Annotated in this window: 10 protein-coding genes; 6 read left to right on the top strand and 4 right to left on the bottom strand. The window is 47.4% G+C overall.

Features of this window, described 5'->3' with window-relative positions; all coding sequences use genetic code 11:
* Window positions 1-69 precede the first annotated feature (69 nt).
* From AC3FZD_RS15970 to AC3FZD_RS15960, 3 genes are all read left to right on the top strand, one after another.
* The gene (locus tag AC3FZD_RS15970; RefSeq protein ID WP_488736986.1) at window positions 70-1,989 is read left to right on the top strand and encodes a two-component system response regulator; all 1,920 of its coding nucleotides are present in this window, start codon (window positions 70-72) and stop codon (window positions 1,987-1,989) included.
* Window positions 1,946-3,250 carry a hybrid sensor histidine kinase/response regulator gene (locus AC3FZD_RS15965; protein WP_488736985.1) on the top strand — a complete coding sequence of 435 codons (1,305 nt, stop codon included), beginning with the start codon at window positions 1,946-1,948 and terminating at the stop codon, window positions 3,248-3,250. The genes AC3FZD_RS15970 and AC3FZD_RS15965 overlap by 44 nt, the downstream gene beginning before the upstream one ends.
* Before the next feature lie 184 nt (window positions 3,251-3,434).
* The gene (locus AC3FZD_RS15960; protein WP_488736984.1) at window positions 3,435-4,619 is read left to right on the top strand and encodes a lipid-A-disaccharide synthase-related protein; all 1,185 of its coding nucleotides are present in this window, start codon (window positions 3,435-3,437) and stop codon (window positions 4,617-4,619) included.
* A gap of 25 nt (window positions 4,620-4,644) precedes the next feature.
* Here AC3FZD_RS15960 and AC3FZD_RS15955 read toward each other — a convergent pair whose 3' ends face one another.
* Entirely contained in the window at window positions 4,645-6,846 is a 2,202-nt protein-coding gene (locus AC3FZD_RS15955; protein WP_488736983.1) for a phosphoketolase family protein, read from the bottom strand.
* Window positions 6,847-7,117: 271 nt separating this feature from the next.
* Between AC3FZD_RS15955 and AC3FZD_RS15950 the strand changes: the two genes are divergently transcribed.
* From AC3FZD_RS15950 to AC3FZD_RS15940, 3 genes are all read left to right on the top strand, one after another.
* Window positions 7,118-8,296 (top strand): iron-containing alcohol dehydrogenase, encoded by a 1,179-nt coding sequence (locus tag AC3FZD_RS15950; RefSeq protein WP_488736982.1) that lies wholly within the window; start codon window positions 7,118-7,120, stop codon window positions 8,294-8,296.
* Between the two features lie 302 nt (window positions 8,297-8,598).
* Window positions 8,599-9,930, top strand: coding sequence for a four-carbon acid sugar kinase family protein (locus tag AC3FZD_RS15945; protein ID WP_488736981.1), 1,332 nt, complete (start codon window positions 8,599-8,601; stop codon window positions 9,928-9,930).
* A 238-nt stretch (window positions 9,931-10,168) separates the two neighbouring features.
* Window positions 10,169-10,996, top strand: coding sequence for a photosystem II manganese-stabilizing polypeptide (locus AC3FZD_RS15940; RefSeq protein WP_488736980.1), 828 nt, complete (start codon window positions 10,169-10,171; stop codon window positions 10,994-10,996).
* Window positions 10,997-11,138: 142 nt separating this feature from the next.
* On the opposite strand, the gene cobD is transcribed toward AC3FZD_RS15940, so the two are convergent.
* From cobD to AC3FZD_RS15925, 3 genes are all read right to left on the bottom strand, one after another.
* Entirely contained in the window at window positions 11,139-12,194 is a 1,056-nt protein-coding gene (cobD, locus tag AC3FZD_RS15935; RefSeq protein ID WP_488736979.1) for a threonine-phosphate decarboxylase CobD, read from the bottom strand.
* A 29-nt stretch (window positions 12,195-12,223) separates the two neighbouring features.
* Complete coding sequence (locus AC3FZD_RS15930) at window positions 12,224-12,508, bottom strand: HU family DNA-binding protein (protein ID WP_283754803.1); 285 nt, start codon at window positions 12,506-12,508, stop codon at window positions 12,224-12,226.
* Window positions 12,509-12,756: 248 nt separating this feature from the next.
* On the bottom strand, window positions 12,757-15,024 hold the full coding sequence (locus AC3FZD_RS15925; RefSeq protein WP_488736978.1) for a hypothetical protein: 2,268 nt from the start codon (window positions 15,022-15,024) through the stop codon (window positions 12,757-12,759).
* Between the last annotated feature and the right edge of the window lie 6 nt (window positions 15,025-15,030).

Raw genomic sequence — 15,030 nt, 5'->3', positions numbered from 1 at the left:
GAAAGAAAATGTACAGATTGATGGAGCAACCAGTCAGGTACACCAGCACTCAGATCGCGATATGCAGATATGGTTAACCCAACCCATACAACTCAGTCTGGACTCATTTTGATTGTTGATGATAATACCAACAATCTGAGGGTACTATTTAACTTACTGAAAAAAGCAGGGTTTAGGGTATTAGTGGCTACAGATGGCAAAAACGCCCTAGATAAAGTATATCAAACCCATCCAGATTTAATCCTTTTGGATGTGATGATGCCAGAAATCAGTGGTTTTGAGGTTTGCCGTCAACTACAAGGGAATCCCCAGACTCAGGATATCCCGATCATTTTTATGACCGCCTTATCCGAGAACGAAGATAAGGTAAAGGGATTGAAACTCGGTGCGGTGGACTATATTACTAAACCGTTCTATCAAGAAGAAGTTTTAAGTCGAATTAAACTCCATCTTAAGCTACGCTCCTTAACTCAAAGTTTACGAGAGAAGAATGAGCAACTGCACAAAGAGATTCAAGCAAGACTATTAGCAGAAACTCAATTAAAACATCTCAATGAAGATTTAGAAAGTCGTGTAATAGAGCGTACAGAGGCTCTCTCATCTGCCTTAGAGGAACTGCAAGCCAGGGAAGAGCAGCTTAGTTATGAAGCCTCTCACGATCATTTAACAGGATTATATAATCGGCTATGGGTAACTCAATATTTATCGACATTGCTAGATAGTTGTTCGGGTTTTTATCAGACTAATTATGGAATTTTTTTCTTAGATTTAGGACATTTTAAGCGCGTCAATGATCATTTAGGCCATCGCATTGGAGATCAGGTGCTGAAAGTGGTAGCAGAGCGGCTATTAGGATGTTGGCGGGGACAAGGACAGGTGGCCCGTTTAGGGGGAGATAAGTTTTTATTGATACTAGAAAAACACAAAAATACGGATTTAGAGGCGATCGCCAACCGTATTCTAGACCATTTGCGATCGCCCATTACCATCGGTCACTACCCCGTTGCCCTCCATGCTCGCATCGGCATCATCCCATCCATCCTTGGCTATCAGCAAATGACCGACATTCTCCGCGATGCAGATATCGTCATGTCAGAAGCCAAACGCGCAGTCAAAACCGGGTATTGCATCCTCAATCCCCATCTCCAATCTCGCGCCCTAGAGCGCATCCAACTCGAAGCCGAATTACCCCTTGCCATTTACAACCATCAATTCGAGCTACACTATCAACCCATTGTTGCCCTCGACAACCCTCGACTGGTTGGTTTTGAAGCCTTAATTCGCTGGCAGCATCCTCAACGGGGACTCATTCCCCCCGGATACTTTATTGACCTAGCCGAAGAAACCGGATGTATTGAAGAACTAGGATTTATTGCCATTACCTTAGCCTGTCAACAACTCCAACAGTGGCACAAACAATTTTCTCATACCCAAAATTTAGTCATTAATGTCAATCTCTCCCCCTTACAACTACAAAACTTTCAGATCCTTAAAACCATCACGAACATCTGTAACCAATATGATATTTCACCCCATCAAATCAAACTCGAAGTTACCGAAAGTGCCTTTTTAGAAAATGAAGGAATACCCAATACAATTCTAGAAGAAATTCATCATCAAGGCATCAAAATTTGCATTGATGATTTTGGCACAGGCTATTCTTCCTTAAGCCGTCTACATTCCTTTCCTGTAGATACGCTAAAAATCGACCGATGCTTTGTTTCTCGTCTCGATAGTGCCGAAGGTTTGGCAATTATTCAAACCATCATTTCCTTAGCTCATCATCTGGATATGGATCTGGTGGCTGAAGGCATAGAAACTGAACAACAACTGAAAGTTGTCAAAGAAATAGGGTGCGAATTTGGCCAAGGATTTTTATTTTCCAAACCCCTAAATCCTGAATCAGCCAGTCATTTTATCCAAACATTACCCCATGAATTGACCTATGAACACTTTTTATCTGGATCAAAAAACCCTACTGGTGGTTGACGATAATCCCACCAACATTAAAGTTCTATTTAACTTCCTCAAAGAAGAAGGATTTAAAGTCTTAGTCGCCAAAGATGGCTTAAATGCCTTAGAAAAACTCACTTCTATCCAGCCCGATTTAATTTTACTCGATATCATGATGCCGGGAATCGATGGCTTTGAAACCTGCCGTCGCATCAAAGAAACTCCCAAAATTAATACGATTCCCATTATTTTTATGACCGCTTTAGCCGATGCTAACAATAAAGTTAAAGGACTTAGCTCTGGGGCAGTTGATTATATCACAAAACCCTTTCAACAAGAAGAAGTTTTAGCCCGAATTAATCTGCATCTAAAATTACAATCTCTCAGCCAAGAATTGGCCCATGTCAACGCATCCTTAGAACAAAAAGTTGAGGCACGAACCAAGGAACTGAAAAAAGCCCAATCTCAATTAGTGCTAACCGAAAAAATGTCCTCTTTAGGGCAATTGGTAGCCGGAATTGTCCATGAAATCAATAATCCAGTCGGCTTTATTGCGGGCAATATTGCCGAAGCCAAAAATTATGCCAAAGACTTAATTAACCTGATTCAACTCTATCAAGAAAAATACCCTGAACCCGATGATGAAATTCTCGATGAATTAGAAGCCATTGACTTTGACTATTTGCAGCAAGACTTTCCCAAACTCCTTAAATCTATGGAAGAAGGAACCAATCGCATTACTGACATTAGTCAATCCATGCGTACCTTTTCCCGTGCTGATAGCGATCAAAAAGTGGACTTTAACTGTCATGATGGCATAGACAGTACAATCATGATTCTCAGGCATCGCCTAAAAGCGAAAGACTATCGACCCGAAATTCAAATTACTAAAAACTATGGCGATTTACCCCCCATCCCCTGCTATCCGGGACAATTGAATCAGGTTTTTATGAATCTGTTAGCTAATGCCATTGATGCCCTAGAAGATTCTAATCAAGGAAAAACCTATGAAGAAATCCAAAATCAGCCCAATAAAATTGTGATTACTACCAGTTATGATGCCAATCAAGATCGAGTGAAAATTGATATCCAAGATAATGGTATAGGCATGAAACCAGAAATTCAAGAGAAAATCTTTGATTATCTATTTACAACTAAAGGAGTGAATAAAGGGACAGGATTAGGATTGGCCATTTCCCGTGAAATTATTGAAGACAAACATCAAGGAAGCCTGCACTTTACCTCGCAACTTGGAGAAGGAACCACCTTTACGGTAACGTTGCCAGTCAAGGAATAACCCATTTTAGGCCGATTTTTATCTGAGTTGGGAACTTTCTGCCTAACTCAATCGTCACCAGTCTATGGTTTCTCCTTGGTGACCAGGTGGCGGGACAGCTTTAGGCAAGACCCGCCCTTTTTATCGCTTCAAAATGGGGATGAGAATTTGATACTCTTGACTTACCCTCTGGAAGCTTCATCCTATGCATCACTCATCCCTCCTGTTTCTCAGTAATGGCCATGGGGAAGACCTTAATGGCAGTTTAATCGTTAAGGCCTTGCAAGAATCTTACCCCCAGATGAAGGTTGCGGCGATGCCTTTAGTGGGAGCAGGGGGAGCCTATCGCCGGTTGGATGTGCCGATTATTGGCCCCACGCGCACTTTACCCTCTGGCGGGATATGGTATATGAATCCCCTTTATCTGCTCAAAGACCTATTTTCGGGTTTGATTGGGTTAACCTGGCAACAGATGCGGGCAGTGCAGCGCTATAGTCAGAAATGTGACTTGCTGGTGGCCGTTGGGGATATTGTGCCTATTGGGTTAGCTCAGTTAACGGGTCGCCCTTATGTGGCGTTTGTGGTGTCTACATCCAGCTACTATGAGGGTCAGGTTAAGTTACCCTGGTTGACAGCCCAATGTTTGCGCTCGCCCCAATGCCAAAAAATCTATACCCGCGATGCCTTGACTGCCAGGCACTTACAGCAACAGCGATACACCAACACCACATTTATCGGTTGTCCCTTTATGGATACCCTCACGCCAACCGGAAAATCCTTAAATCTACAACCGAATCAACCCATGATTGCCCTTTTACCCGGTAGTCGTCTTCCCGAAGCCTTAGAAAACTTTACCCTACAATTGCGCCTGTGTGAACGGCTCTCATGCCAGAAAACCCTACAATTTCAAGCGGCCTTAGTTCCCAATATTAAAGAGAGTCAATTACAAGCCTTAGCCACTCAAGAAAGTTGGCACTATACCCCCGGAACACTGACCAAAAATAACACCATTATTCACTATCATTTTGATGCCTTTCCCGACATTCTCCATCAGAGTAATCTAGTGATTGGTATGGCAGGAACCGCCGTAGAACAAGCTGTTGGACTAGGAAAACCCATTGTGCAAATTGCTGGTAAAGGCCCCCAATTTACCTATCGATTTGCCGAAGCTCAAATGCGACTTTTAGGGCCATCTATTACTACCATAGGCACAGGGCCGGCGACTGGGGCTATTTTAGCAGAAGCGGCCGCCAAAATTTTGCACATTCTCGGCGATAAGCAGTATCTAGAAACTTGTGTTAAAAATGGCCAAGAACGGATTGGCCCCATAGGAGCTTCCCAGAGATTTGCCCAAGAAATTATAGCCCTTTGTGGGGCAGAAGGGGAATGAGCTATACGTCGTTCCCCCCAATCCTCTAACGGTCTAACAATTCTTCGGCTCGCTTGGCCAAGTTTTCGGCACTTAAACCGTTATAAGCCATAATTTCGCCCGCACTAGCAGCCGTTTCTCCCCGTTTCCAGGCAAAGACATCGCGCTTACAGGTACTGCGTAAAATAACGGGTTCGAGCAGCGCACTCGCTCCTCCACTGATACCAATCAAAGCATCACCGGCAAACAACCGTTCAAATCCAGCATCATCTAAGAAATGGCTATCTTTTTCCGTGCAAGTTTCCCAAGCCACATCAGTCGGACGATATAACCGTCGGGGATTAATCACAGAAACAATACGCACGCCAATTCCCTCATCTTCCAACTCTAGAGCAGCTTCAAACGCAGGAATTAAGGGCATATCGCCAATAACCGCAAACACCACCTTCTGCTTGCCTTCCGTTTCATGGAGAATAATTCCCCCATCTTGCAAACCTTGGCGAGTTTCGTCGAGGGTAGTGCGAACGGGTAAAGGGGATTTACTAGCAGTAATCGTAATTCCCTTATTTCTTGTGCCTAATGCCCATTCATAGCAGGCTTGAATACTATTGGCATCGCAGGGGAAGAGGGGGAAGACATTACCATTTCGCATCATCGCCGCAAAATAGTTTTCGATTTCTGGCCGTTGGTGCGTCCAACCGTTGCGTCCTTGCTCTAATGCTCCGGCAGTAAACAGAGTGATGGTGGAGGGGGTGGGACGGCGCAATTCTGCCATCGCTTGGGTGACGGTTTGCCAAATGGGCAGGCCATTGATGGCAAAGGATTCATAGGAACACCAGAGGGTACGCGCTCCAAAGAGAGCAAGTGCTGCGGCTAAACCCGCACAGGCATCTTCACTTAAGGGTTCATAGACTTGACCTTGGGGCCCTTGGAAATAGTCTTCATCGGGGGTGGGGTGGAGGATTTTTAGGCCGATGTTGACGTTGTTAATCCCGGATGCAGCGTTACCATCGGCGTTGGTGAGTAGGAAGTTGGGGTCTGTTTTGCCCACATGAACGATTAATTCACCCATGGCAGTGGTAGCTACTTGTTTGTTGCCTTTGACGGGATATTCGGTGAGGGGGAGTTGGCCAAGTTCGGGTAGGGGGAGTTCTTTTTCGGTGACGACATGGTGGGAAGCGGGGCCTCCGGCGGAGCGCTCGAAGTTGGTGCGGACGAGTTGCCAGGCTTCGGGGGTGAGGGCCCGTTGTTGGAGGGCGTTGACGATGTAGTCTTTTTCGGTGCTGTCTCCGGGATAGAGGTTGTGAGATTTTGCGCCCCGTTTGTGGACTCCTGCGCCTTTGAGTTGTTTGACGATGAGGACGGTGAGTTTACCCCCTAGGGCAGATTGGGCGGCTTGGTGGGTGGCTTCGAGGATTTCTTGGACGAATTGGAGGCGGTTTTTGAAGGAGAATTCGGTGCTGTCTACATAGTCTCCGGGTTGGTTGGTGTCGTCGAAGTCTTTGGCGTTGACGAGGATGACTTCTTTAAAGCCGTTGCCTTCCCAGTATTGGATCATTTCTTCGTTGGTTTTGGTGGAGACCATGCTGTGGTGTTCCTGGGAGTAGCCGTTCCAGACGAGGATGGGGAGGAAGTTGGTGATGTCGGGGAAGGCGGTGTGGAAGTGGGCGAGGCTGCTCATGATGTAGGGTTCGCCGAGGCCTCCGTCACCGATGGTGACGGGGAAGAGGAGGCCGGGGTGGAGTTTGGCTCCGGCCATGGCGAAGTGTTGTCCTTGGCCGAGGGGGCCGGCTGGGTTGAGGAGTCCGGGGATTTGGCCGGAGAGGTGGCCGAGGAGTCCATGCATTTCCCGGAAGCGTTCGCGCATTTGTTGGACGGTTTGGATGCCCATGTCTTCGAGGGAGCGGTCGAGGAACATATTGCTGTAGAAGCCGGGGGCGTGGTGACCGACTTCGGTGAGGATGTTTTTGTGACCGAGCATGACGAGGGCGGCGATCGCCTCAGCAATGCTGGCAAATCCTCCCGGATGTCCCGATTCTTTTGATGCGGTGATTTGTAGGGTGAGATATCGCAGGGCATCGGCGGCTAATAGGGTTTGGTAGGCGGCTTGCTCGTCGCTGGGGGAGGCGATCGCTGTTTGTCCGGCTGCAATGGCGGGTTGACTTCCGTAGGTGTCAAATTCTGGGAGGGTGTCCGCAAAACATTGAATACCTTGACAAAAAGATGGAATTGTGCTAATGACGGTCATCGGTAAAAAAATCCTCTGGTGTGGTTGGAGATCGTTAAATAAATCTTACAATGTTGCCGGACAGTCTATTGAGGAGAGTCTATTGGTTAATTACTGGGAAAACTATTAATAAAAGTTTATAGATAAAGCTTGTTCCATAGAAAAATACTGAAAAAAGAAGATTTCCTCTGCCATGGAGTCAGAGTAAGAACCCTTGCTAAAATTGTATTTCACAAGGCGGGTCACTCTCTGATTGACCTGGTTGCCCCCCTAGAACTGAGAACCCCTGTTCATGAAAGCCTTTAGTTTTGCCAAGGTTCCCCCGATTTATTTTGGTGCTGGCCAAGTTCGAGAATTGCCCAATTTAATGACCCAATTGGAGGGTAAGAGGGTGTTGCTGGTGACGGGGGTTAAGTCTTTGCAAGAGTCGGGGAAGTTAGACGAGATTCAGAGGAGTTTAAGTGGTTCGGGTCAGCAGGTGTATCATCGGATTTGCGATCGCGAGCCGACGGATGTTCTAATTGATGACATCAGTGCGGAACTTCGCGACCTGTCCATTGATGCGATCGTCAGCATTGGTGGGGGGAGTGTGATTGATGTGGGCAAGGCGATCGCCTGTAATATTCCTCCAGAGTCTGGGGCGATCGATTATATCCAAAGCCTAACCAGGAACCCACGGCTCACTCACCCCAAAATTCCCTTAATTGCCATACCCACCACCTCTGGAGCAGGAAATGAAGTCACCCCCAGAATGGCGATCGACCGAGTAGGAGTCCCAGGAACCAAAGCCTTTTTCAGCCATCCTCAATTTACCCCAGATGCCATTATCCTAGACCCAGAACTGCACATTTCTTGCCCTCCCGAACTCACTGCCGCCTGTGGGTTGGTCACCTTATCCCATTTAATGGAAGCCGAATTTGCCCTACATACCTCGGTCTTAACCGAAGCCATTATTTGGAGCGGCTTAGAAGCGCTCAAAGATAATTTACTCCTAGCCTGTGCAGTGGGAGCCACTAGCAAGGCAGTACGGGGAAAAATGGCCTATGCCTCCTGTGCCTCTGGTATTAGTCAAGCCAATAGCTCCATTGGACTATTGCAAGGACTCGCCCTCACCCTGAGTAGTTTTTGCCCCATTCCCTATCGGGTTGCTTGTAGCACCTTAGCCGGTTCCGCTCTACGAGTGAGCCTCCGAGCCTTGCGTACCCGTTATGCCCAAAATCCGATACTGCTCAAAATCTCTAAGGTTGGCGAACTCTTTGATGGCCGGACTCAGCAGAGCCACAATTATTATTGTGATGCCTTGGTCAATATTGTGGAAGCATGGGTGCAAATCTTGCCGATTCCTCGGCTTGGGCAATATGGTATTACAGCCCAAGATCTACCTCCTGTTGTGGAAAAAACCCTTGATTACTGTCCCGATCTGGATCTGCATCGAGATGAGATCTACACCATCTTAGATGACCGATTGTAGGGTTGGAAGCGGATCGTGGACAATGGGTCATCTGGGGTAAGCTTACCTTATTAAAGATAAAAAAAAGTTATATTTAAAAAGGCTTGCAATCCAATTGGCTTATGTATACCCTAAAAATATGAAAGTAATAGGAGCAAGGATGATGTTCAATTTTCTCTTCACTCAACGTCCCACTAACCCTGATATCCAAGGAAAAGATAACCCCATCAAGGGTTACTTATATCCATTAATGAATTCAAGTTTAACATGGGGATAGAGCAGAGTTTGGTATAATTTGACGAGTTCTTGCTAAACTCCAACCCATGAGTACCCAACCGAAAATCATTGTTCTTGACGACGATCCCACCGGATCGCAAACGGTGCATAGTTGTTTGTTGCTGATGCAGTGGGATGTGGAAACCCTGCGGTTTGGCTTAACGGATGATTCGCCGATCGTGTTTATTTTGACGAATACGAGGGCACTGACTCCGGAGGAAGCGCGGCAGGTGACGGTGGAGGTGTGCCAAAATCTGAAACAAGCGATCGCCTCCGAACAGATCGAAAATTTCTTAGTCGTCAGTCGCTCAGACTCCACCCTCCGGGGCCATTATCCCATTGAAACCGATGCGATCGCCTCCGAACTCGGCCCCTTTGATGCCCATTTCCTCATTCCCGCCTTCTTTGAAGGGGGACGGATCACCCGCGATAGCATCCATTATCTGATCGTTGACGGCACGCCTACCCCCGTCCATGAAACCGAATTCGCTAAAGATTCCGTATTTGGCTATTCCCACTCCTATCTTCCCGATTATGTCGCCCAAAAAACCCAAGGTCAAATTCTCCGCGATCGCGTCCAACGGTTTCTCCTCGAAGACATTCGCGAAGGCAGCTTTGACCGTCTCATGGCCTTAACCGATAATCAATGTGGAGTCGTAGACGCAGAACACCAAGTTGACCTAGACTGGTTTGCCGGTGACCTATTGCGAGCCAGTTCCCATGGTAAACGCTTCCTGCTCCGCAGTGCCGCCAGCATCCTCACCTCCCTAGCCCAACTGCCTCCCCAACCCGTAATTGCCGAACATATGAATCAATATGTGCGCGAAGGCAAACCCGGCGTAATTTTGGTTGGTTCCCATGTGAAAAAAACCACCGAACAACTCGCCCAACTCCTAGAAGAGCCAGAAATTACGGGTATAGAGGTCGATGTAAGCCATTTACTTAAAAATGACCCTAACAGCCAAGAAAGCCTCATCCAGAGCATTTTAAGCCAGATTCAGGACATCCACAGCCAAGGGCGAACCCCCGTTATTTACACCTCGCGCCAAGAACTCACCTTTCCCACCATTCAAGCGCGACTTGACTTTGGGAAACAGGTATCCCAAGTGCTAATGACCGTGGTCGAGAACCTCCCGGAAGACATCGGCTATTTAATTAGTAAAGGCGGCATTACCTCCAATGATGTTCTCAGTCAGGGGTTAAGATTGCGATCGGCTCGTCTGCTCGGCCAAATTCTTCCCGGATGCTCCCTCGTGCGTACCCCCATCGATCATCCCCGGTTCCCCAACTTACCCGTGGTTCTCTTTCCCGGAAATGTGGGCGATCGCCACGGGTTAGCCACCGTCTATCAACGATTAAACCAGCCATCTGCTCACTGAACCCCCTGAACGGGATCTTAGCCGTACCATTTTATGAAATTATGGTTAAAAGAGTTTGGCTCTTCTGACGACAACCCAGTTCGTAGAGCAAAAAACATATAACTGCCTTTTGAGGCTATCTCAAGAGCATTGGTTGATACGCCTTGGTTGAGAGAACATCTCAACTGATGTATTTGTTAACGTTTGTTAACAAAAAAAGTATCGGAAAGCACATTTGGTCAACCCTAACAACCCAACTATGAAATACCGCGCTTTTATTTCTGTCATCCTAGCCCTGTGTTTGAGTCTAATTACAGCCTGTAGTGAAGGCCCAGCCGTAGGCAGCGACTATACCTACGATGACATTAGAAACACAGGTTTAGCTAACAACTGTCCCCAATTGGAAGAAACCGCGAGAGGTTCTATCCCCCTAGATTCGAGCAAGAGCTACATCTTGACCGATCTATGCTTGCAACCTAACGACTATTTTGTTAAAGAAGAAGCTGCCAGCAAGCGCAAAGAAGCTGAGTTTGTACCCGGTAAAGTCCTTACCCGTAAAACATCCAGCCTCACTCAAGTCTATGGAGACCTCACCTTTACCTCAGATAAAGCTCTGACTTTTGCTGAAAAAGGCGGAATTGATTTCCAAAATATTACTGTACTCTTACCTGGAGGCGAAGAAGTTCCCTTCTTCTTCACTATCAAAAGTCTACTTGCCCAAACTGAACCGGGTGCAGACAGCATCAATACTTCCACTGATTTTGAAGGTAAATTCCGCGTTCCTTCCTATCGGGGAGCCACCTTCCTCGATCCTAAAGGTAGAGGCGTAGCGACGGGTTACGATAATGCCGTTGCCTTACCTTCTAGTGCAGATGATGAAGATTTGACCCTGGCTAATGTGAAACGGGTTCAAGTCGGTGAAGGAAAAATTTCTTTACAAGTCACGAAAGTTGACCCCAGTACGGGAGAATTTGGGGGAATTTTTATCAGTGTCCAACCTTCAGATAATGATTTAGGAGCCAAAGAGCCTGTAGATGTGAAAATTAAAGGAGTTTTCTACGGTCGCGTGGAAGAAAACTTGAGCTAATTGGCTTAGAATTAGATCGCAAGTAGGGGCGAACAGTGGTTTGTCCCTATTTTTTTGTCAGGCAGTAATGAGTAAATAGGATAAAAACCCCCTATCTCCCTATCCCCCCATCCCCCCACCTTGCCATTGTATCAATTCACCCTTAACGATCGCCAAGGGCATCAAGTAACTTTTGATTCTCACTTTCGGAACGAACAGCAATACGGAAGTAGCGATCGCCCAATTCAGGAAAACTCAAGCAGTCTCGGATCAAGATCTGGTATTCTGTTAATAACCACTCCTGTAGCTCAGTAACCGACCGATCCGTTTTCACCAATAAGAAATTAGCGGCTCCTGGGTAAGGATCGAACCCCGGCAGCGATCGCAACCCTTGCCAAAGATGGTCGCGGGTGGGGGGTAACCACTGCCAAGTTTGCTCTTGAAACACCCGATCGCCGATCGCCGCTATGCCCGCCACTTCCGCCAGGGCATTCACCGGCCAAGGATCGCGCCAGTTTTGCCACTGCTCAATTAAGGTGGGAGCGGCGATCGCATAACCCAGACGCAGACCCGGCAAACTATAAAACTTAGTGAGCGATCGCACCACCACCAGATGGGGATAATTTGGGATCAGGGAGGTTAAACTTTGGTCTTCTGACGGGTCTAGAAAGTCCATGAAGGCTTCATCAATGACCACAAACTCAAATCGATCCAAAATCCGGATAATCTCCTCCTGTCGCCATAATTTGCCCGTCGGATTATGGGGATTATTCAGCAATAAGCCCGATCCAGGATTACAGGAATCGGGAAAGGGAGAGGCTAACTTAGACAGATCTAGGGGATAGGCTTGAATTGGAACCCCAAAGGCTTGTAGCGCTCGTTGATAGTCTCGAAATGCTGGAGTCATCAGATATACACAGCTACAGCCTCGAAACTGACGAGCCATCCAAGTCAGTAATTCTGCGGCCCCATTCCCCGGCCAGACGAACTCTGGGGGAAGTTGATGAAACCACCCCAGATGTTTCCGTAACTCGGCGTACCGGGGATCTGGGTACAGAGTAATCCGATTCAAATGGGTATTAATCGCGGTGATCGCCGATTGTGGAGGGCCTAACGGATTGATACTAGCCGAAAAATCCAGCAGGCGATCGGGTGAACAGCCTGCAATTGAGGCTGCCCAAACCAAATTTCCACCATGAACCGGACGCTTTAAAGACATTGGCTTGATGATATCAACCGGTAGCTCTCTTAGTCTTTCGGAGGAGCCACTTTTTCCTTAAACAGCTTACCTGCCGAAAAGGCAGGAACCTTAGTCGCCGGAATTTCCATCTTATCTCCCGTTTTCGGATTCCGTCCTTCCCGCGCTTTCCGCTCCCGCGACTCAAACGAGCCAAAGCCAACCAAGGTCACTTTATCGCCCTCAGAAACCGCTTCCATAATCGCCTCCAGAGCCGCACTTAAAACCGCATCTGCCTGTTTTTTAGTCACCGCAGCCTTTTCAGCCACCGCATCAACCAACTCACCTTTATTCATGTTGAATCTCCTTCAAAGGTTAAACTGCTGAAACTCCCATTAATTCAGAGTTTCACTGGATTATTCTAATCTCTGTCATCCCAATATGGATCGGCCAAACCTTTAATTTCTATGGATTTGAGGATTTTTTTCAGAAATTAACCCGAAACTGTATCACAGGATACTATTTTTAGGGAATGGGGGAATGGGGGAATAGGCTCCAAGCAAGATTCCCCATTACCCGACCCATTACCTATGACCCAATTGAGTTAATAAACAAAAATATTGGCATTCGTAAAGCTACTCACCGAAGGACGACCGGGAGCGGTCAGCACCGCTAGAGGTTGATTATTCAAGATACCGCCCGCAGCAGAGCCATTATTATCAAAGAACAATTGACCTTGGGAATCATAAACAAAGCGGAAATCTGCGCCATTTTCGGCATTCTCATAGGCAGCCGGAGGATTAGCCGGATTAAAGGCAGAAGTCGATAAGAACAAACGTCCTACCGGTAATTGTCCCGCCGTCAGGCCTGCACCAAATGTCTGTGCATTCACCAAAATGACACTGCTAGTGCCGAAGCCTTGGATAATATCCGTGCCCTCATCCAGGAAGGTATACAGATAATAATCTTGTCCAGACACCCCATTGAGCGTATCCGGCCCTTGTCCGCCAAAGAACAAATCACTAGAAGAGCTATTGCCTCGGAAATTCTCCGGTAGCGTTGTACCCGCAACCAAACTTCCCGTAATTGGAGTCGGAACTGCTGGTGAAGTCAATCGAGCAACACCCCGTCCCGTACTATCAGGAGAAGTAAAGCGCAGGGTGGTATCCTGGGTAATGCTCAAACTGGTTTCATTGTATTTACCCGGTGACACAATAATCGTATCTTGACCCGATACACCGGCTGTCGGGAAGCTATCATCTTGACTATTCCGGAGAACTTGATCGCTGCTGGCTGCGCCGACAGTGCTATAAACATTAATCGTAGCGTTCTCAGAAGTTCTGCCGCCGGTATTGGTAGAACGCATCACCAACCCAAAGGGCCCCGTACCACCAGGAGCGCTATTGAGGATAATATTGCCATTGGCATCCACCCTAAAGTTAGAGCTAGTCGCCCCCCCAGTAACGCTGAGTATTTCATAGGATTGAATTCCGGAATTATCCGACGATTGGATTTTCCCAATTACCGTTCCTGGTTGGGTGGCATCAATGCCAGTAGCATTACTAACCGTTAGCACTTCTCCCCCGACTAACTGCGGTGGGGTAGGGCGATCGCTGGGAGTTGGGGTTGGGGTTGGGGTTGGGGTTGGCGTTGGGGTTGGGGTTGGGGTTGGCGTTGGCGTTGGGGTTGGCAGTTCGACGGTGACAAAATCCGTTTCGTCAATCAGGGCCACATTGACGTTTTGCAAGATCATTAAATAATCACCCAGTACGGGCCCGGTTGTCGTACCCGTGCCAATAATCTGGCGAATGACGACATCATTGGCATTGGCTCCCGTTCCTTGGGTAATAAACAGGTTGGCAAAGGTGAGTCCGCCTCCTAAGCCAATTTTGTCTTCTTTGTTGACATCCGCATCCACGAAGAAGTCTGTGACAATATCTGCACCAGAAATCTGGAAGCTTCCGGAGTCGGGAGCAATGGCAAAGGTGTCTCTGCCCGCACCACCGAGCATAATATCCGCACCCGTACCGCCATAGAGAAAATCATCCCCGGCGATCGTATTATCTGAATCTCCAGCTAGGGCATCATTCCCGGCGTTGCCTTGTAGGGTATCATTACCGCGATCGCCAGAAAGGAAATCATTCCCATCTCCCCCTTCCATCTGATCCTCATTTTGTCCCCCAAACAGAGAGTCATCCCCCGGATTACCCAGCAGAGTATCATTTTCCGTACCCCCAGAAATAAAATCTGCCCCATTACCACCGAGGAGACTATCAAAGCCCGCTTCTCCGGAAATCACATCACTATCATTATCGCCAAAAATCACATCCCCATCATTCCCTCCAAAGAGGAAATCAATCCCTTGACCCCCTCGAATACTTTCAAAGCCATCTCCACCTTCAATGGTATCGTTGCCTAAATCTCCTAAGAGGTCATCATCTCCTTCACTACCGACCAGATAATCATCATCTTGACCGCCATAAATGAGATCGTTTCCGCCATTGCCATCAATGGCATCTGCACCGGTTCCCCCAAAGAGCAAGTCATTAAATGTCCCTCCAGAAATCTGATCGTTACCCGGCCCTCCCAGGATTAAATCAATGCCATCTCCTCCAGCTAGGAAATCATCTCCAAAATCTCCTGAGATTTCATCCGCTTCTGTGCGACCAAAAATAGTATCGCTTCCTTGGCCCCCAAATAGGCTATCCTTACCTGGCCCACCATCGATCAGATCGTTGTCCTGATTACCCAAAATGACATCATTAAACCCCAGTCCATTCAGGTTATCATTGCCTTGAAAACCTGAGATAATATCTCCCTGCTCCGTTCCGTTGAGTAAATCTGGGCTGGGAGTTCCGTTAATTGTTGGCATGGTTAA

The sequence above is a fragment of the Roseofilum sp. KMC-1 genome (assembly GCF_057802075.1).
This window is presented reverse-complemented; position numbering and strand designations above follow the sequence as displayed.

Bases quoted from the DNA above. Each gene is read 5' to 3' on its own strand.
- AC3FZD_RS15970 (WP_488736986.1), top strand. From the start codon at position 70: ATGGTTAACCCAACCCATACAACTCAGTCTGGACTCATTTTGATTGTT.
- AC3FZD_RS15965 (WP_488736985.1), top strand. From the start codon at position 1,946: ATGAACACTTTTTATCTGGATCAAAAAACCCTACTGGTGGTTGACGAT.
- AC3FZD_RS15960 (WP_488736984.1), top strand. From the start codon at position 3,435: ATGCATCACTCATCCCTCCTGTTTCTCAGTAATGGCCATGGGGAAGAC.
- AC3FZD_RS15955 (WP_488736983.1), bottom strand. From the start codon at position 6,846: ATGACCGTCATTAGCACAATTCCATCTTTTTGTCAAGGTATTCAATGT.
- AC3FZD_RS15950 (WP_488736982.1), top strand. From the start codon at position 7,118: ATGAAAGCCTTTAGTTTTGCCAAGGTTCCCCCGATTTATTTTGGTGCT.
- AC3FZD_RS15945 (WP_488736981.1), top strand. From the start codon at position 8,599: ATGAGTACCCAACCGAAAATCATTGTTCTTGACGACGATCCCACCGGA.
- AC3FZD_RS15940 (WP_488736980.1), top strand. From the start codon at position 10,169: ATGAAATACCGCGCTTTTATTTCTGTCATCCTAGCCCTGTGTTTGAGT.
- cobD (WP_488736979.1), bottom strand. From the start codon at position 12,194: ATGTCTTTAAAGCGTCCGGTTCATGGTGGAAATTTGGTTTGGGCAGCC.
- AC3FZD_RS15930 (WP_283754803.1), bottom strand. From the start codon at position 12,508: ATGAATAAAGGTGAGTTGGTTGATGCGGTGGCTGAAAAGGCTGCGGTG.
- AC3FZD_RS15925 (WP_488736978.1), bottom strand. From the start codon at position 15,024: ATGCCAACAATTAACGGAACTCCCAGCCCAGATTTACTCAACGGAACG.